The organism is Bombella pollinis (genome assembly GCF_026385485.1).
Lineage (GTDB): Bacteria > Pseudomonadota > Alphaproteobacteria > Acetobacterales > Acetobacteraceae > Bombella > Bombella pollinis.
The window spans coordinates 38669-55323 of record NZ_JANIDX010000009.1; the positions used below are offsets into that span (position 1 = coordinate 38669).

General features: G+C 47.7%; 18 protein-coding genes and 2 tRNA genes. 7 read left to right on the forward strand and 13 right to left on the reverse strand.

What is annotated here, in order from left to right:
- Positions 1 to 27 precede the first annotated feature (27 nt).
- The gene (gene nfsB, locus NQF89_RS08625; protein ID WP_266137981.1) at positions 28 to 684 is read right to left on the reverse strand and encodes an oxygen-insensitive NAD(P)H nitroreductase; all 657 of its coding nucleotides are present in this window, start codon (positions 682 to 684) and stop codon (positions 28 to 30) included.
- Positions 685 to 1007: 323 nt separating this feature from the next.
- On the opposite strand from nfsB, the gene bfr reads away from it, so the two are divergent.
- Positions 1008 to 1502 (forward strand): bacterioferritin, encoded by a 495-nt coding sequence (gene bfr, locus NQF89_RS08630; protein WP_155573147.1) that lies wholly within the window; start codon positions 1008 to 1010, stop codon positions 1500 to 1502.
- Between the two features lie 39 nt (positions 1503 to 1541).
- Here the strand turns inward: bfr and NQF89_RS08635 are convergent, their stop codons facing one another.
- Complete coding sequence (locus NQF89_RS08635) at positions 1542 to 1805, reverse strand: (2Fe-2S)-binding protein (protein WP_155573146.1); 264 nt, start codon at positions 1803 to 1805, stop codon at positions 1542 to 1544.
- 383 nt (positions 1806 to 2188) lie between these two features.
- On the opposite strand from NQF89_RS08635, the gene NQF89_RS08640 reads away from it, so the two are divergent.
- The 3 genes from NQF89_RS08640 (at position 2189) to NQF89_RS08650 (ending at position 5009) form a co-directional block, all read left to right on the forward strand.
- Positions 2189 to 3478: an MFS transporter gene (locus NQF89_RS08640; protein WP_155573145.1), complete on the forward strand. Its 1290-nt coding sequence runs from the start codon at positions 2189 to 2191 to the stop codon at positions 3476 to 3478.
- Positions 3479 to 3639: 161 nt separating this feature from the next.
- A complete protein-coding gene (gene gpmA / locus NQF89_RS08645) occupies positions 3640 to 4392 on the forward strand; it encodes a 2,3-diphosphoglycerate-dependent phosphoglycerate mutase (RefSeq protein WP_155573144.1) in 753 nt (250 codons plus the stop codon).
- 125 nt (positions 4393 to 4517) lie between these two features.
- Positions 4518 to 5009 (forward strand): hypothetical protein, encoded by a 492-nt coding sequence (locus NQF89_RS08650; protein ID WP_099027369.1) that lies wholly within the window; start codon positions 4518 to 4520, stop codon positions 5007 to 5009.
- Positions 5010 to 5407: 398 nt separating this feature from the next.
- On the opposite strand, the gene NQF89_RS08655 is transcribed toward NQF89_RS08650, so the two are convergent.
- The 5 genes from NQF89_RS08655 to gatC form a co-directional block, all read right to left on the reverse strand.
- Positions 5408 to 5563, reverse strand: coding sequence for a VOC family protein (locus NQF89_RS08655; protein ID WP_196424767.1), 156 nt, complete (start codon positions 5561 to 5563; stop codon positions 5408 to 5410).
- A 587-nt stretch (positions 5564 to 6150) separates the two neighbouring features.
- Positions 6151 to 6243: transfer RNA gene (locus NQF89_RS08660), tRNA-Ser, on the reverse strand.
- 92 nt (positions 6244 to 6335) lie between these two features.
- On the reverse strand, positions 6336 to 7796 hold the full coding sequence (gene gatB / locus NQF89_RS08665; RefSeq protein ID WP_155573098.1) for an Asp-tRNA(Asn)/Glu-tRNA(Gln) amidotransferase subunit GatB: 1461 nt from the start codon (positions 7794 to 7796) through the stop codon (positions 6336 to 6338).
- Positions 7793 to 9280 carry an Asp-tRNA(Asn)/Glu-tRNA(Gln) amidotransferase subunit GatA gene (gene gatA / locus NQF89_RS08670; protein WP_266137982.1) on the reverse strand — a complete coding sequence of 496 codons (1488 nt, stop codon included), beginning with the start codon at positions 9278 to 9280 and terminating at the stop codon, positions 7793 to 7795. Before gatA ends, gatB begins: the two co-directional genes overlap by 4 nt.
- Positions 9280 to 9567 (reverse strand): Asp-tRNA(Asn)/Glu-tRNA(Gln) amidotransferase subunit GatC, encoded by a 288-nt coding sequence (gene gatC, locus NQF89_RS08675; RefSeq protein WP_099027382.1) that lies wholly within the window; start codon positions 9565 to 9567, stop codon positions 9280 to 9282. The genes gatA and gatC overlap by 1 nt, the downstream gene beginning before the upstream one ends.
- 65 nt (positions 9568 to 9632) lie before the next feature.
- Between gatC and ruvX the strand changes: the two genes are divergently transcribed.
- The gene (ruvX, locus tag NQF89_RS08680; RefSeq protein WP_266137983.1) at positions 9633 to 10100 is read left to right on the forward strand and encodes a Holliday junction resolvase RuvX; all 468 of its coding nucleotides are present in this window, start codon (positions 9633 to 9635) and stop codon (positions 10098 to 10100) included.
- A gap of 74 nt (positions 10101 to 10174) precedes the next feature.
- Here the strand turns inward: ruvX and NQF89_RS08685 are convergent, their stop codons facing one another.
- Together NQF89_RS08685 and NQF89_RS08690 are read right to left on the reverse strand one after the other, a co-directional pair.
- Complete coding sequence (locus tag NQF89_RS08685) at positions 10175 to 11419, reverse strand: Gfo/Idh/MocA family protein (RefSeq protein ID WP_155579296.1); 1245 nt, start codon at positions 11417 to 11419, stop codon at positions 10175 to 10177.
- Positions 11420 to 11871: 452 nt separating this feature from the next.
- A tRNA-Val gene (locus tag NQF89_RS08690) sits at positions 11872 to 11946 on the reverse strand.
- 55 nt (positions 11947 to 12001) lie between these two features.
- Between NQF89_RS08690 and NQF89_RS08695 the strand changes: the two genes are divergently transcribed.
- On the forward strand, positions 12002 to 12880 hold the full coding sequence (locus NQF89_RS08695) for an N-formylglutamate amidohydrolase (RefSeq protein ID WP_266137984.1): 879 nt from the start codon (positions 12002 to 12004) through the stop codon (positions 12878 to 12880).
- A 20-nt stretch (positions 12881 to 12900) separates the two neighbouring features.
- Here the strand turns inward: NQF89_RS08695 and NQF89_RS08700 are convergent, their stop codons facing one another.
- The 3 genes from NQF89_RS08700 to NQF89_RS08710 all read right to left on the reverse strand — a co-directional run bounded on the left by NQF89_RS08700 (position 12901) and on the right by NQF89_RS08710 (position 15251).
- The gene (locus NQF89_RS08700) at positions 12901 to 13254 is read right to left on the reverse strand and encodes a hypothetical protein (RefSeq protein ID WP_155573094.1); all 354 of its coding nucleotides are present in this window, start codon (positions 13252 to 13254) and stop codon (positions 12901 to 12903) included.
- A 97-nt stretch (positions 13255 to 13351) separates the two neighbouring features.
- Positions 13352 to 13732, reverse strand: coding sequence for a VOC family protein (locus NQF89_RS08705; RefSeq protein ID WP_155573093.1), 381 nt, complete (start codon positions 13730 to 13732; stop codon positions 13352 to 13354).
- A 106-nt stretch (positions 13733 to 13838) separates the two neighbouring features.
- A complete protein-coding gene (locus NQF89_RS08710) occupies positions 13839 to 15251 on the reverse strand; it encodes a mannose-1-phosphate guanylyltransferase/mannose-6-phosphate isomerase (RefSeq protein WP_266137985.1) in 1413 nt (470 codons plus the stop codon).
- Positions 15252 to 15461: 210 nt separating this feature from the next.
- On the opposite strand from NQF89_RS08710, the gene NQF89_RS08715 reads away from it, so the two are divergent.
- On the forward strand, positions 15462 to 16316 hold the full coding sequence (locus NQF89_RS08715; RefSeq protein ID WP_266137986.1) for a hypothetical protein: 855 nt from the start codon (positions 15462 to 15464) through the stop codon (positions 16314 to 16316).
- Positions 16317 to 16345: 29 nt separating this feature from the next.
- On the opposite strand, the gene NQF89_RS08720 is transcribed toward NQF89_RS08715, so the two are convergent.
- Positions 16346 to 16655 (reverse strand): hypothetical protein (locus tag NQF89_RS08720; RefSeq protein ID WP_266137987.1); only part of this gene is annotated, 310 nt, incomplete at its 5' end.

The window sequence follows — 16655 nt, forward strand, 5'->3', positions numbered from 1 at the left end:
TTCTCCCCCAGCCATTAATTATGCCTCTTAGGCCTTAGAGAATAAAACATCTTCCCCTAGGCGGGATTTAGGACGCTTTGCATTATTATCGCGTTCTGCATGATATCCCAGAGAGACCATCACAAGTGGGGTTAAGCCTTTCTCTTTTAAGCCAAACTCATGAGAGAGTGCTTCTGGCTCAAAGCCTTCAATAGGGGTTGCATCAATCCCTAACATAGCTGCCGAAAGTAGCAAAAACCCTTGCGCTATATAGACCTGCTTTTGGTTCCAATGGGCTACATCACCTGCTGTTTTATGCTGTTGCACATAGCCCGCGCGTGCTGCTGCAAGGTCATCGCGCGCCGCAGCATCCTGATAGCGACCATCTTTTTCTTCTTGCTCTAACACAGAGTGCAGATACGAATCTGTTAGCTCATTCTTCGCACACAGTAAGACAACGTGGGACGCATCTATAATTCTTTCCCTATTATAGGCCACCGGGCTCTCCACTGGGGTTGCCTTAGCTAAACGCTGCTTACCGGCCTCATCATCAGCAAGAATAAAGTGCCACGGCTGTGCATTCACTGATGACGGGCTGAAACGCAGAGCCGCCATTAACTGCGTCACTTTATCCTGAGGGATTCGCCGCGTAGCGTCATAGGCTTTTGTCGTGTAACGCGCCTGCAAAATATGGGGGAGGTCCATGATGTATCTCCATCTTGTTTCTAATCGTTCCATCTCTATCAAACAAACAAGAACCCGTAAAGCCTTTTGCTAAAGGATGAATACTCTGAAAGGCATAGCTTATTATCCCTATTATCCCCCCTAAAAACCAACCAAAAATATGGGATATGATGTAATTTCAAAGATGAAGCTGATAATCTTTTTCAAATAGCAATATATGATAATGATTATCACCTACGAATACATGAAATAAAATTTTTTTATTGATTTTTTACAAAAGAACTTTTATGTGTACTGCCGTTGGATGCGTTCCTACTTTCATAAAATCATCAAAGGAGAGGCAGATGCCTGTAAAAGACCCTAAAGTTATCGAGTTCTTAAATGCTCAGCTGGCTAATGAGCTAACCGCCATTAACCAATATTTCCTTCACTCCCGGACACTGAACCACTGGGGTGTTACAAAATTAGGCAAAAAGGAATATGAAGAATCCATCGAGGAAATGCGTCACGCCGATTGGCTGATTGAACGCATCCTCTTCTTAGGTGGCTTGCCGAATCTACAACATCTCAACCCGCTGCAAATCGGTGAGAATGTTCAAGAGATTCTAGAATGTGACCTGAAGGTCGAGGCTCTCGCTCTGGAGAAAATCCGCGAAGGTATCGCTTATTGCGAGAGCGTGCGTGACTTCGTCTCCCGCGATCTTCTTTTCCGCATCCTCGCTGATGAAGAATCCCATGAGGACTTCATCGATACCCAGCTCGACCTCATCAAGCAAATTGGCATCGAGCGTTACATCACTCTCAACTCCGAGAGTGCAGACCAGAATAGCGGCTCATAATAATTACTGTTAGCTGCTAAGCTTATAAGAGAGGCCTCCCTATAGGGTGGCCTCTTTTTTTATAACCAGCTCCTCATCCCCAACAGCCTGAGCTGCCATTTGCTCCTCCAACTCCAAGGTTGTGGGGCATGGGCAATTTGTTTCGCGAGCCGCTTTGAGCAAACACGCTACGCCCTTTACGCAGTTCCCACATTTTACCCGGCATTGTCGCGCCGCATAAATCTCAGAGAGTTTCACAACTCCGGCTTGGATGGCTGTCTGCACATCCCTATCCGACAACCCATTGCATGAGCATATAATCATCTATCTTCGCCTCTGGCTGGCTAATCTTTCTTCACGCTAGTGATAATGACATTCTTTCGCAACTAAAATCTTTAAGCCATTACCCTCCCTCCAACTCTTGCAACACATCATGGGAAAAGACTCCGTAAAAGCGATGAATACCCATAATAACTTCATCATTATAAGAAATAATAAGAGATATAGGTCGCCCCTCAAACACCCATAGATAATTGAAAAAATATCCTCATCATGCTATGGAGGGGATAATCGTAAGCTTATAAGTGTTAGGCTTAAATATTGAGAGGATATTCAACACCATATCACCTCATCATCCACTAAGAATGAAGGGATAAAGCCATTTAATATGGTTTTCTTCTTTCTTTACATCATGGGAGAGATTTTTAATGGCAGACTCTGTGACCAAAAAAACAAGTTTTGTCGAGAAAATAGGCATCCCAAAAGCCCTCTTTTGGGCCTTTGTTGGGCAACTACTTTTCATGGTGGGCGATGGTGTCGAGGCAGGGTATTTAGATACTTTCATGCTTCATACGGGCCATCCACAAAGTTTTGTGAATGAGCTTTTCACATGTTACGGCATTACGGTCATGCTTGCTGCATGGTTCGCCGGCCCCCTATCGGACCTAATGGGGCCTAAAAAAGTAATGTGGATTGGCCTTATTTTATGGGCTGTTTTAGAGGTCGGCTTCCTCATCTTCGGGCTGACGCCTAATAATAGCACGTGGATTCTTACATTTTACACGTTACGCGGCTTTGCTTACCCCCTCTTTGCTTATGGCTTCTTGGTTTGGATTGCCGCAGCAACCCCAAGTACAATGTTAGGTGCGGCGGCTGGATGGTTTTGGTTTTCCTTCTCCGCCGGGCTGCCAACGTTAGGCTCTCAATTCGCCCGTTTCGCAATTCCTGCGATTGGTGAAATCAATACCTTCTGGTGTTCATTAGGGCTTGTCGTTATTGGCGGGTTGTTGGCCCTCCTTTTCACGCATGAACCAACCGGTACACAACGCCTCCTCCCCACTGATGTCTCCCCTAAAAAAGCGTTTTTAGGCTCTATCAGCATCATATGGCGAGAGCCTAAAACCCTCATCGCAGGCATTGTAAGGACAGTCGATACCTCCTCCGAATATGCCTTCCTCGCTATTATGCCGGGCTTCTTTGTAGACCATCTAGGCTTTACACTTGGGCAATGGTTAAATCTTCTATCCCTAATTTTCTTAAGCAATATTATTGTTAACCTCATCTCTGGCATGGTGGCGGATAAAATCGGCTATCGTTTTGTTGTAGCTGTCTTTGGTGGGATTGGTGGATTCGTAACCATTCCCCTCTTTTATTACATTCCACTTTGGTATCCGGGTAATTTTGCTGCTGCCGCCGCAGTTGGGATTTTATATGGAGCTTCTATCGCAGCCTTTGTGCCTCTCTCTGGGCTTATGCCGCAAATTTGCCCCCGCGAGAAAGCCGCTGCCCTCTCTATTCTTGGCTTAGGGGCTGGGGCCTCAACATGGGTTGGTCCGGCCATTGTATCCCTCTGCGAACTCATCTTCGGGACAGGCATGGCCTATGTTATCTGGACATTCGCGGTCATCTATCTCATCACGGCAGGCCTAACAATGACGCTGCGCATTTCGCCTGAAGCACGGCGTTACATTCAACAACAAGAAGAACAAAATAACTAACCCCATGCGAGAAAGGCCACGACGACTTACCGTGGCCTTTCTCGATCGTCATAACGGCCATGCACAACAATGCGCGCAAATCCTAGTGAGGGCCTTGCAGTTCTCGCCATACTGGCGCACTCTCTCCCTGTCGTTAAACCTTATATATTAAGGAGTTCATCATGGCTGTAACCAAGCTTGTTCTGGTTCGTCACGGCGAGAGCCAGTGGAACCAAGAAAACCGCTTTACCGGTTGGTATGACGTAGATTTGTCCGAAAAAGGACGCAGCGAAGCCAAAGCAGCGGGCGAACTCCTGCGTAAGGAGGGTTATTCCTTCGACTTCGCTTATACATCCGTTCTAAAACGCGCAATCCATACATTATGGAACATTCTTGATGGTGTGGACCAAGCATGGCTCCCTGTTGAGAAAAACTGGCGTCTTAATGAGCGTCACTATGGTGCGCTCCAAGGGCTGAACAAAGCCGAGACCGCCAAGAAATATGGCGATGAGCAAGTTAAGCAATGGCGTCGCGGTTTTGCTGTTACCCCCCCTGCGCTGGAGCGGTCTGACGAGCGTTTCCCCGGCCATGACCCACGCTACGCTCATCTTAGCCCTAATGAGCTTCCCACCACAGAGAGCCTCGCCCTCACCATTGAGCGCGTTATCCCTTATTGGGAGAAGAGCATTCTACCCCGTATCAAAAAAGGTGAAAAGGTCATCATCGCAGCCCACGGGAACTCCCTGCGCGCGCTGGTGAAATATCTGGATAACATGACAGAGGATGAAATCCTCAACCTGAACATCCCCACCGGTGTGCCTTTGGTTTATGAGTTCGATGAGAACTTTAAGCCTGTGAAGCATTATTACCTCGGCGATGCAGAAGAAATCGCCGCTAAGGCTGCTGCCGTAGCTAACCAGGGTAAGGCTAAGTAAGCTTCTGGCTTTACTTTGCTAAAGAAGGGGACGGTTTTTAGCCGTCCCTTTTTTATATTGTTAGCTGACGCATAGGCTGCTCTACAATAAATAAAATGGTGAAACTTTTTCATGAGAAAGGAATCATGATGTTTGGAGTTAGAAGAACAGAAGACGATAAAATTGCTTCTGTTAATATTTATCTAGAGGCATGGAAAAGAGTCATTGATACACAAGAACATTTTAACGATATTAGTATGCGCGTAAGAGGATTACTCGGAACTTGTTTTTCAGCTCTTTTCTTATTCGCTGCTTACCTGTTGAAAGATTCAGATATAAATAATGAAAAATATATTATAATTTCTATATTATTTTTTTATGTTATCATTGCTCTTAGCTGTCTCTTTGCAGAAAAATGGTACAGAAACTTTCTTATTAGTGCAGTAAAAGTTGGAGAAGATATTGAAGAGAAGCTAAAAACCTATGGCTACGAGGCAATACAACTTACAACACAAATTAGTTGTGATGATAAAAACAAAAAAATTAATAGCCAATGGTTCTTTAGATTATTTTATTTTTTTCAAATATTCCTCCCGATTTGTGTGATTTGTTTGTTATTTTTCAAGAATAAAGTATAATATATATAAAACTCATGATAGCCAAACAAATCACAATATAACTTTTCAAGCGCTAGCAATGGAAAGATGACCATCATAATATCCGTGCTAGAGCTATTTAACAATTGCCACACATCTTAGAAATATACTAGCAAAAAAAACCGACTCTTTAGTAGGAGGATAATTCGATCAGATTCCCATCGGGATCACGACAATAAACGGAGGAAATTTTCCCACGAGCTCCCTCTTTTATTACAGGTCCACATTCAATCTTTACGTTATGATGTGTCAGATGCTTTACAACATCATCTGCAGACAGACTGACGAGGAAACACAGATCTGCTGTTCCCTCAAGGGGATGTCTCGCTGTAAACCAGTCTTCTTGCGATATATCCTTCTGTCTAAGATTTATTTTCTGATTACCAAAGAAAAGTATATTTTTCGCACGCCACTTTTTTTGAAACAATCTTCTTCCCACACATTTCAAGAATATTTGAATACCAATCAAACGATACATCAATATCATTAACATTCAGAACAAGATGATCAATCGCTTCAACAAATAAAGTAGGCATGGTCTATCTCCATGTTCATGCTGCGACTGCGTGATAACAGGAAGCGGACGAAAAGCTTTCGCTAACCCCGAAATAGCTAGACATCCAATTCTATACCATTTTGCCAATAATATAACAAACTGCGACCAAAAAATAGACTTTTCTAGCCTGCGCCAGAGAAACATCTAAATATGGCTTAATTAATAATGTATTCTCTTTTCTACTTACTTTGTACCTGAGCAGCTATAGTTTCGATCCATTAAGCAGTACTCTGATAACTAATCCCTCTTTACTATGAAGCTTCTCTTAGGGTTGAAACGTTTTATAACAATATCGGTAAGCATTTTCCCTCTATAGCCGAGCTATTACCCACACAACTACCCATATTTTCCTATCATTAAATATCACTTCATGTCACAATCTGTCACATTCTGACGTTTATTTTTGGCTGTTTTCTAAGAAGCGAGATAACAGAGCGCGCGCGAATCTGCCCGCAGAGAAACAGATTAATTGTGAGAGAGCGCAGAAAAATTGGGGGCCTCGCTGGGGGCCTCAAAAAGGGGAGATAATCTATTTTTGAGGTGTTCTTTGCTATTTTCTAGGAACCGTGGCGGAGGGGATGGGATTCGAACCCACGATACGGGAGTTACCCGTATAACGGTTTAGCAAACCGCCGCCTTCAGCCTCTCGGCCACCCCTCCGCTATAAACGGTTTTTACACGGCGTTTGCAGAACTGTTTGTAGGGGGAAACGCGCGTGACGTAAAGCCCCCTACACCATTCTTTTTACGATTTTATGAAGCTAAAAGTTTCTTCAGCAGCTCATTAACCATGGCCGGGTTAGCTTTGCCTTTCATGGCTTTCATCGTTTGCCCAACAAAGAAGCCAAAGAGCTTATCTTTGCCGCTCTTATATTCAGCAACTTTATCCGCATTAGCTGCTAAAATCTCGCTAATTGCCGCTTCAATCGCGCCTGTATCCGTCACTTGGCGGAGGCCCTTACGGTCCACAATGGCGGAAGGTTTATCACCTGTCTCCACCATATCTTCGAGAACCTCTTTTGCGATTTTCCCGTTAATGGTGGAATCACTTATCAAGGCAAGAAGCTCACGCAATGATTCAGCAGAGACCGGGCTATTCTCAATCGTCCGGCCTGTTCGATTCAATGCTGCGAAGAAATCACCCAGAATCCAGTTTGTCGCCAAGCGTGCATCTGCCCCGCGTGCCACTGTCTCGTAAAAGTCCGCTACAGATTGTTCAGCCGTCAGAACGCCCGATTCATAGCGAGAGACGCCGTATTCTTTCTCCAGCCGTGCGCGCTTATCCTCTGGCAATTCTGGCAGAGCCGCCTTCAGCTCATCCACCCAAGATTGCTCTAGCACCAAAGGCAGGAGGTCCGGCTCTGGGAAGTAGCGGTAATCATGCGCATCTTCCTTGGTCCGCAGAGAGCGCGTCTCGCCCTTTACATGGTCAAAAAGGCGGGTCTCTTGGTCAATTTCCCCACCAGATTCCCACACATCAACCTGACGCTGCGCTTCAACTTCAATCGCCTGCATGACAAAGCGTACGGAGTTCACATTCTTAATCTCGCAGCGCGTGCGATAGCCCTCTTCCCCTTCACGCCGGACAGAGACATTGACATCCGCGCGCATGGAGCCTTCCTCCATATTGCCATCGCATGTCCCCAAATAACGCAGAATCTGCCGTAATTTGCGGATATACGCACCGGCTTCTTCTGGGGAGCGAATATCGGGCTCACTCACAATCTCCATCAACGCCACACCAGCACGGTTGAGGTCGATGAAAGACCGTGTCGGGTCTTGGTCGTGAATGGACTTCCCGGCATCTTGCTCCATATGCATCCGGGTCACGCCGATATGCCGGGTTTCACCATCGGCTAGCTCGATCTCGACAGTGCCCTTCCCCACGATTGGATGCTCAAACTGGCTAATTTGATAGCCTGTCGGCAAATCCGCATAGAAGTAATTCTTCCGGTCAAAGCGACTGAAAAGATTAATCTGCGCTCGCAAGCCGAGCCCTGTCCGTACCGCTTGGGCTACGCACTCACGGTTCAAGACAGGCAGCATACCAGGGAAGCCCGCATCAATCAGGCTAACATGGCTGTTAGGCTCCCCGCCATAGGAGGCAGAGGCCCCAGAAAATAACTTCGCTTGGCTTACAATCTGGGCGTGGACCTCCAACCCGATGACCACTTCCCATGCACCAGTTTCACCAGTGATTCGATACGCGCTCATGCTGATACCCCTGCATGGATAGTAGGACGATGGGTAAAAGATGCTGCTTTCTCCAAAACGGAGCCCGCAGCTAAGAGTGTTTCTTCATCAAAGAAGCGACCAATTAACTGCAAGCCAAGTGGCACGCCGTGGCTATCCAACCCTACAGGCACGGATAAAGCAGGCACACCGGCCATGCTAGCAGGCACGGTAAAGACGTCATTAAGGTACATCTGCACGGGGTCAGTTGGTTTTTCATCCCATGCAAAAGCCCCAGAAGGTGCCGTTGGGGCGAGGATGACATCTACCTTTTCGTAAGCCTGCAAGAAGTCCCGCTGTAACAAGGTACGAACCTTTTGCGCGCGCAGATAATACGCATCATAATAGCCGGAGGACAGCACATAAGTACCCAGCAGGATACGGCGTTTTACTTCCTCACCAAAGCCCGCTGCACGCGTTGCTTCATAAAGAGCATCCAGTGACGCCCCCGTTACGCGCTCACCAAAACGCACACCATCATACCGCGCAAGGTTGGAGGATGCCTCCGCCAAAGCTGCAATATAATAAGCTGGGAGGCCATATTGTGTATGTGGCAGAGACATATCGACAATCTCGGCCCCTGCCTCTTTAAGCCAGGCAATCCCTTGGTCCCAAACAGCAGCAATCTCAGCAGGGAGGCCATCAATCCGATATTCTTTCGGAATCCCCACCTTTAGGCCCTTCACGCCTCGCCCCAAGGCCGCCTCATAATGTGGGACGGGTTTATCCACACTTGTAGAATCTTTTGGGTCGAACCCTGCCATAGATTCCAACAAAATAGCGCAATCTTGTAGGTTACGCGCCATCGGGCCTGCTTGGTCTAAAGAGCTTGCAAAGGCGATGGTCCCAAAGCGGGAGCAACGGCCATAAGTCGGCTTAATCCCTGCAATACCGCAAAAAGCCGCAGGCTGGCGGATGGAACCGCCCGTATCCGTCCCAGTAGCCCCAAGAACCAACCCCGCCGCCACTGCTGCGGCAGAACCACCAGAGGACCCACCGGGCACTAACTTCGCTGTGGAACCACGCCGTTGCCATGGATTCACCACCCCGCCAAAAGCGGATGTTAGGTTGGTGGAACCCATAGCGAACTCATCAAGATTCAGCTTACCAAGAGAGATAGCTCCATCCTGCTTGAGGTTAGCTGTCACCGTACTCTCATAAGGGGGGACGAAATTATCAAGGATTTTACTCGCAGCCGTTGTGCGGACATCCTTGGTGGCAAAAAGGTCTTTCAAACCGATTGGCAGGCCACATAAAGGCCCCCCTTCCCCTTTTGCTAAAGCAGCATCTGCCTCCTTCGCGGCAATGCGCGCTTGCTCTGGCGTACGGGTGATGAAGCTATTCAGCCCATCATCAAGGCGTTCAATAGCCTCAATATGAGCATCGACCAATTCCACAGCGGAAATCTTGCGGGCGCGCAAAGCATCCCGTGCGGATGCTAATGTGTAATCAAACAGGCTGCTCATTATTCCACCACCTTCGGCACGGTATAAAAGGGACCTTCACGCTCCGGTGCGTTGGAGAGGACGGCTTCTGGGCAATTTCCATCCGTTACTTTGTCATCACGCAAGCGTGGCTGAGCCAAACCCGTGCCGACCATCGGGGGGACATCTGTAATATCAACCTCATTGAGATGATCGACCCAACCGATAATTCCCTGCATTTCTTTCTGATGAGCTTGTAGCTCCTCCTCAGAAAGACCAATTCTTGCCAGTCTGGCCATTTTTGCCACTGTTTTCACGTCAAGCGACATGTATAGTCCCGTCCACCAATATCGTTACGTTAGCCTCAAGCTATGAGAGAGCATACCCTCTTGCCATGACACTATTCAATCCACACGCGCTACGCAATCAGCTTCAACCTTCACAATCTGTTCTGGGGATAGACCCTGGCAGTAAGCAGATAGGCCTTGCTCTGTCTGACATATCGCTCATGCTGGCCTCGCCGCTTACCATTGTGGTGCGAAAAAAACTTAAACAGATGCTGCCAATCTTTCAGGAATTATGCACCCAGCACGCAATAGGGGGAATCGTTGTCGGCCTTCCCCTCTCCCTTGATGGCAGCTTCGGCCCTGCTGCTCGTGCTGCTCATGATTGGGCAAAAGATTTGAGCGAGCGTCTTAATATACCTACTTGCTTATGGGATGAGCGGCTCTCCTCCAGTGCTGTAAATCGCTTTTTGATTCAAGAAGCCGATATGAGCCGTAAAAAACGCGGAGACGTGATCGATAAAATGGCCGCAGCCTACATGTTGCAAGGCTGGTTGGATGCCACGATAGCCTCTTAATATATCTTACCCACAAAAAAGAGGGCCACATGCTCCATGCGGCCCCCTCCTCATCAGAGCGTCTTAAAGGACGATCAGATGGTCTTACGCCAGTCACCCCAATCAGTGGAGACAGGGCGACTACCAGAGTTAGCAGACTGATACATAGCTTGAATCAAGCGTACATCCTGCATGCCTTCTTCACCCGTTGCAGCGAGCGGTGTGTTATTAGCTACGCTGATGGCTAGATGGTCTAGCTGAGCGGAGAATTGGTTCAATGCTGGGATGGTGAACATCGGTGTGGACCATGTTTGTGTATCCCCACTTGTGCAGTGGCTTACGCTGTTACACCAATAGCTTGTTGCAGGATCCATCCGCAGGGAGGCTTCTGTCCCTTGCAGGTTAAAGCGGGACATCGCATTGACGTTAAAGGAGGCACTACCATGTGCCACCGCGCCAGAGCGATACCGCATGATCCAAACGATTGTCTCGTCAATCTCACGGAACATCGGGTCAGATGGCGGCATGATTGTGGCCTGAACCTCAATCGGATCCTCATCCAGCATGTAACGAGAGCCGTTCACCCCGTAAATACCGAGGTCCATCAGCGCACCACCGCCAGATAGCGCGCGTGTTAGACGCCACTGGTAGGTAGGATCGGTCGGGTCGGTATTATCGCCGTTATCTGTGCTGATAATCTGTGGCTTACCGATGCTGGTGCGTGCCAGCTCAATAGCTTTATGTGTAACGGGGTCGAAGTGGCAACGATAGCCAATCATCAGCTTCTTGCCAGCTTTCTTACCAGCGTTAATCATACGCTGACATTCTTCCACCGTGACAGCCATTGGCTTTTCACACAGCACATGCTTGCCTGCGCGGAAAGAACGCTCCGTAAAATCAGCATGCAGGGAGTTCGGCAGAATGATGTACACGGCATCAACTTCCGGGTCCTGCGCGATTTTATCGAACGTGTCGTATGTATAGAGGTGAGATTCCTCAATACCATAATGTTTGCCAAGACGGCGTGCCTTCTCGATGTCACCGCTGACAAGAGCTGTAACCTTCGCATATTCACACTCTGCAAAAGCAGGCAGAATCTGGTTCACAGCATATTTGCCAAGGCCAACAATGGCGTAACCAAACTTACGCGGGCCGTCATTCAGCGGGCGAAGAAGATTCGGATAAGGACGTTTCCCCAAACCAGCCGGCGGAGCTGGGAAACCAAGAGACTGCGCCACAGCGGAGCTTGCCCCCCCTGCTACGATGGAAGCCCCAAGGGCGCCCAAAACATGCCGACGGCCTGTATTGACCGATTTTTTGGATGATGAATGAGCATTCATTTAAGTACATCCTCTCCACTTAACAACGGCTCCGCACAATTACGAAACCTAACGACAAGCAGGCTAGCTTCACTATTACCTGCCTTCTGCCGAGGAAGTTAAAGCTGCTCAGAAGGGCTTGGCAATCACCCCTTGTTACGGAATATCTCCGTTTACGATATAGAAATATAAGAAAAATCTATTACACTCATAAAGTTATTATTTTACAGAGCGTTATAACCAGCCTCACAAAGGTTTTATTTTTCACTCCATTAGCAAGTTATAGATGAATTGCATTTTAATCATGGCACACCCCTCACAACCCCACGCCGCATCTTTAAAAACATAACAGCTTCTGGGTAAGGATAATCACCCCATCACGAGAATAGGTCATCATGGCACAGCAGAGGTCCCACAAAGGACCAGTCCCAACTAAAAACATCAATTTTTCAAGGAGATAATCACCAGAGGGGTGGTGGGCGCAACAGGGATTGAACCTGTGACCCCTACCATGTCAAGGTAGTGCTCTACCGCTGAGCTATGCGCCCCGCCTGGTGTAAGAGGGTATTTACCTTGCCCTATAAGATGTGGCAAGCCTTTATCGTGAAAAAAATTCAAAAAACTCCCTGTGCGCTTCCACTCCGCTCCTCCCACGCTGTTGGGGTACAGCTGCCACCCTGCAAAAGCCGGACGCCCTTCTTATTATCATCCCCTCATTCTGGGCAAAATTATCCGCCTGAGTTCCTAAAAACGACTATTCTCTCCTTAAATGAACTAGAGCGCATGGAGGATCGTTTCATTCATGAGCTTTTACAGGATCTTCCCGCCCATGGCCTCAGCCTCATTCAGGCTCTCTTTCCACGAAGTTTTTGCGATGTAAACCGAGATTGGCGGGAGCTTGATGCCAGCATGTTCTCCCCTCCACTTGTTGAGCAAGACCTCATCTATAGTGCAAAAGTGCGTGCAGGTTATGGCGTCATACCGCGTTGCCTTGCGCCGGGGAAAAGTATTTACCGTTATTGCTTACCCGTCGAGGAAGCCAGAGCACGCCTTACCCATTATTGGCAGCCTTATCATCATGCCCTCCATACAACGCTGAACTCGCTCACCGAGCAATTTGGTACGGCTATTTTATTGGATATTCACTCCATGCCGCCACTTGCTCAAACACGGCCGTGCGACATTGTACTCGGCAATAAACACGGTACAACATGCTCTCATGAACTCATCAGCATGGCCGAAGATTTATTCACCGCTAAAGGGTACCACGTCCAACGCAATGTACCCTATCCGGGCGGTTATATAACAAGCCGGTATGGCGTAATAGAGGAAAATAAACAAAGCCTACAGATTGAAATCAACCGCGCTTGTTATGTAAACTTAGGAACACTAAAGCCTAATCGTCACTTTGAGACTATGCAAAAGGACTTAACAGAGATTCTATCAACAATGGCACACTCTTTCCCCACCACTAAAGGATAAGGAAAGAGCAGCAACGCATCTTACTTCTCTAACAGGAAAGCAACACCTGCAAGTTTGTTTGTTTTCGCAACCTGCGCCACAACGACCCCTGCTTTATTACGCACAGTCCCGTTATCATCGACAGAACCAACAGCACTGCCCTGATTGTTATAAACAACGCCGCCGCGATCAATCTCGCCAATAATCTTGCCCGTCTTATTATCCAACACTGCCCCTGCTGGGCTTACAGAGCCAGAAAACTGCGTTGTGATTTGCTTCACGCCGGTCGCAGGTGCCTCAGACTGAGCGGCTGCTACACCTAAAGATGTTGCACAAAGCCCCAGCACCATACCCAATAATAAGCATGTCCGCTTTAGCATAGACGATACCGACATTTTTAACCTCTTTCTCTATCAAACAATTCCACAAGCTTATCACATTGAGGGACAGGGGCCATCCATATTATAGCCCCACTCCAACCCTTGCAGACTGTTACAGGTCGTACCGTCCGCAAAGCTTATTGCCATCTGGATCCCGCAGATAAGCAAAAAAATACTCCGCATCGCCGACTTTACGTATCCCCGGCGGGTTCTCTATATCCAAGCCGCCATGCTCAATGCCCGCTTTGTGCCATGCTTTCACCTCATCTTCGCTTCCAAGAGCAAATCCCAACGTGAAACCATTCGCCACCGAGGCAGGATTACCATCTATTGGCTTACCAATCATGAACATCTGACCGTCTTTTTCGTAAAGCAACTTACCGGGCATTGCCTCCCCTAAGGCTTTCCCACCCATAACGGAGAATAACGCATCATAAAACTTCTTAGCGCGGGTAAGGTCGTTCGTACCCAACACAACATGTGTATATAACATAGCAAGCTCTCCTCGCCTGAAGATATTCATCTTGCTAGGATATGGGCACGCATACATTACTTTCAATAAGATGCGTGCCCTTTAAAATCTAACTTTTCCGTAAGGGCTAGCGTTTATAAACATCCTCTAGCCGCACAATATCATCTTCCCCCAAATACGGACCAGATTGCACCTCTATCAAAGTAATTGGGATACGGCCGGGATTCTCCAACCGATGAACAGCCCCTAATGGCAAATAAACGCTCTCATTTTCTTTAACCGTAAGGACTTCATCATCACGCGTTACAAGGGCCGTACCAGCGACAACGACCCAATGCTCTGCACGATGAAAATGCTTCTGTAGCGATAACTTCTCCCCCGGGCTTACGTGAATACGCTTCACTTGGAAACGATCACCCTGAATCAAGCTCTCATAGAAGCCCCAAGGCCGATACATCCTTACATGCTTCTCAGCCTCCGCGCGCCCTTCTTCCCGAAGGCGCGAAACCATATGCTTAATATCTTGCGCACGGTCACGATGCGATACCATAACAGCATCTTTGGTTACGATAATGATAAGGTCATCCACGCCTGTTACGGTCGCAACGACACTATCAGAATGTACATAGCAATTCTTGGCTCTGTCTAAAAAAACATTGCCTCGCGTTGCATTACCGTCACTATCTTTGGGTGTTAACTCCCAAACGGCATCCCAGCTCCCAACATCCATCCAGCCGAAACGAGCAGGCACTACAGCAGCGCGCTGCGTCTTCTCTGCCACAGCATAATCCACCGAGATGGACGGAGCTTGTGCGAAACTTTCTGCCTCTAACTGAAGGAACCCTAAATCTGTCTGAACATTCTCAACCGAACGCTCAACCGCATTGTAAATCTCTGGAGCAAGAGCTTTTAACTCAGACAAAAACACCTTGGCTCGTGCCATAAACATGCCGGAGTTCCAAAGATATTTCCCCGCTGCTAAGAGACGTTTTGCCTCCTCCTCATTTGGCTTTTCGAGGAAGCGCGTAATATGGAACGCATTTTTCGTACCGTCTAACGCCTTGCCTTGCTCAATATACCCATAGCCTGTCTCAGCTTTTGTGGGTGTCATGCCAAATGTCGCGATATAACCTTTCTCGGCAGCTTCTCGCGCTTGAGAGACCGCCTCTCGCAGAGCGGGAATATCTGTAATCGCGGCATCGGCTGGCATAAACCATAAAATAGCCTCATCATCGCTTTTGGCTTGCCAAAACGCCGCTGCGGCCATCGCCGCAGTAGAATTACGCGCGACTGGCTCCAACACAATCCGCGCATCCTCTATCCCAACCTGCCGCAGCTGCTCAGCCATGACAAAACGATGATCACAATTACCCACAATAATAGGAGCTGCCTGCAATCCTAGCAACTTCGTCCGCTGCACAGTCTCTTGAAATGGCGTCTCCTGCCCCAAAAGCGTACAAAACTGTTTGGGATAACTCTTACGCGAGACCGGCCATAACCGCGTACCAGAACCCCCAGATAATACTACAGGAACAATCATGTTACGTTCCTTCACCAATAGGACGAATGCTACTCCACATACATGGCTGTCCCCTTCTACTATTCCTCTCTAAAAGTCAACTCCTAACGGGCAAAACAGACCACTAAACCATAAAATTAAAATTACTTTTTTATCCATATTTTCTTACTTTACTGTACAAATAATTCTATTATTCCTTTAATAAAAATATGAAATACAGGATCGTATATCATGAAGAAATGGCTAGGCTGCACTAGCTTACTCTTGTTTTTTTCATACTTCAATAATATAGCATCCGCACAAGAACAGAAGAATGAGGTTGCACTATGTGCTAGGTTAAATCAAGCTAATATTCTCTCTACTGCCGCCTGTTCCGACCCAGCACTTAGGGTTACTGCCTTCCATTACGCACAAACATACTATGCCCTTAAAGGGCAAAATACACCGGTCGAGAATCAGCTTTTAGAGAAGCAACTAACCGAGAATAATGCTGCTCTACAACATGAATGTGCCCTACCACCGACCGGCCCGACAACGACCCCACCCACTGAAGTAGAAAAAACCTGCTTTATTAAAACACGGCAAGAGCAAATTTGCCGTATTATCACGTATAGTTTAGGCGGCGGAGGCGACATTATCGGCCTTTGTATGGGTGGTATGAGTTGCGGCAATAGCGGCGAGCCCAGCATGGGCTTTGTCATTTGGGCCAGCTCCTACACTGGCACCCCTCCAAATGGGCAAGAAAAATCAATACCCATCATCTCCGCCCAAAATGGTATGGTTGGCTACCCCAAATATAACGAGGCCGGAACAACCATCACAACACTCCTCCGCCCAGACATCGCCTTCTGGCAACCTCTTATATTAGAGAGCAAATACGCTCCTGCAAACTGGCTTCCCCCAGAAAATAAGCCAAGTAGCCTCACCAACCAAAGTCACCAGCTTATCAGCAAAGCCCCTTGGGATGGCCTGTGGCTACCCATCGCCATCCAACATGAAGTCTCAACAGAAATAGCGGAAGGCAAATGGCACACAACCATAGATTGCATCCGCACCAATCTCGGCCAAAAACCATCTCATAAATAAGAGGTAACCTTAGCAACCAAATGCTTAACTCACCACGCTAGCTGTCCCACATCAGCGTCCACTTCCATATTTCTACTATCACAAACAGCCCACTGAGGGCCCATGCCATAATATGTTTCTACGTTAATCGCCCGTGCGTGATGAAGAACATCTCCCCACTCATACCCCATATTATCCAACAATCCCCCCATGATAATAGCACAGGGGCCATACCGCCCCTTTTGCGACAACACTAAATCCGCTGCATTCTCCGCCCATCCCCTCAAAACACCAGCCTTCACAAGCTTCTTAATCGTCCCTTTCCGGTCCTCCCGAAAAGCCTTCTGCAACCGCTCAATC

Bases quoted from the DNA above. Each gene is read 5' to 3' on its own strand.
- nfsB (WP_266137981.1), bottom strand. From the start codon at position 684: ATGGACCTCCCCCATATTTTGCAGGCGCGTTACACGACAAAAGCCTAT.
- bfr (WP_155573147.1), top strand. From the start codon at position 1,008: ATGCCTGTAAAAGACCCTAAAGTTATCGAGTTCTTAAATGCTCAGCTG.
- NQF89_RS08635 (WP_155573146.1), bottom strand. From the start codon at position 1,805: ATGATTATATGCTCATGCAATGGGTTGTCGGATAGGGATGTGCAGACA.
- NQF89_RS08640 (WP_155573145.1), top strand. From the start codon at position 2,189: ATGGCAGACTCTGTGACCAAAAAAACAAGTTTTGTCGAGAAAATAGGC.
- gpmA (WP_155573144.1), top strand. From the start codon at position 3,640: ATGGCTGTAACCAAGCTTGTTCTGGTTCGTCACGGCGAGAGCCAGTGG.
- NQF89_RS08650 (WP_099027369.1), top strand. From the start codon at position 4,518: ATGATGTTTGGAGTTAGAAGAACAGAAGACGATAAAATTGCTTCTGTT.
- NQF89_RS08655 (WP_196424767.1), bottom strand. From the start codon at position 5,563: ATGCCTACTTTATTTGTTGAAGCGATTGATCATCTTGTTCTGAATGTT.
- gatB (WP_155573098.1), bottom strand. From the start codon at position 7,796: ATGAGCGCGTATCGAATCACTGGTGAAACTGGTGCATGGGAAGTGGTC.
- gatA (WP_266137982.1), bottom strand. From the start codon at position 9,280: ATGAGCAGCCTGTTTGATTACACATTAGCATCCGCACGGGATGCTTTG.
- gatC (WP_099027382.1), bottom strand. From the start codon at position 9,567: ATGTCGCTTGACGTGAAAACAGTGGCAAAAATGGCCAGACTGGCAAGA.
- ruvX (WP_266137983.1), top strand. From the start codon at position 9,633: ATGACACTATTCAATCCACACGCGCTACGCAATCAGCTTCAACCTTCA.
- NQF89_RS08685 (WP_155579296.1), bottom strand. From the start codon at position 11,419: ATGAATGCTCATTCATCATCCAAAAAATCGGTCAATACAGGCCGTCGG.
- NQF89_RS08700 (WP_155573094.1), bottom strand. From the start codon at position 13,254: ATGTCGGTATCGTCTATGCTAAAGCGGACATGCTTATTATTGGGTATG.
- NQF89_RS08705 (WP_155573093.1), bottom strand. From the start codon at position 13,732: ATGTTATATACACATGTTGTGTTGGGTACGAACGACCTTACCCGCGCT.
- NQF89_RS08710 (WP_266137985.1), bottom strand. From the start codon at position 15,251: ATGATTGTTCCTGTAGTATTATCTGGGGGTTCTGGTACGCGGTTATGG.
- NQF89_RS08715 (WP_266137986.1), top strand. From the start codon at position 15,462: ATGAAGAAATGGCTAGGCTGCACTAGCTTACTCTTGTTTTTTTCATAC.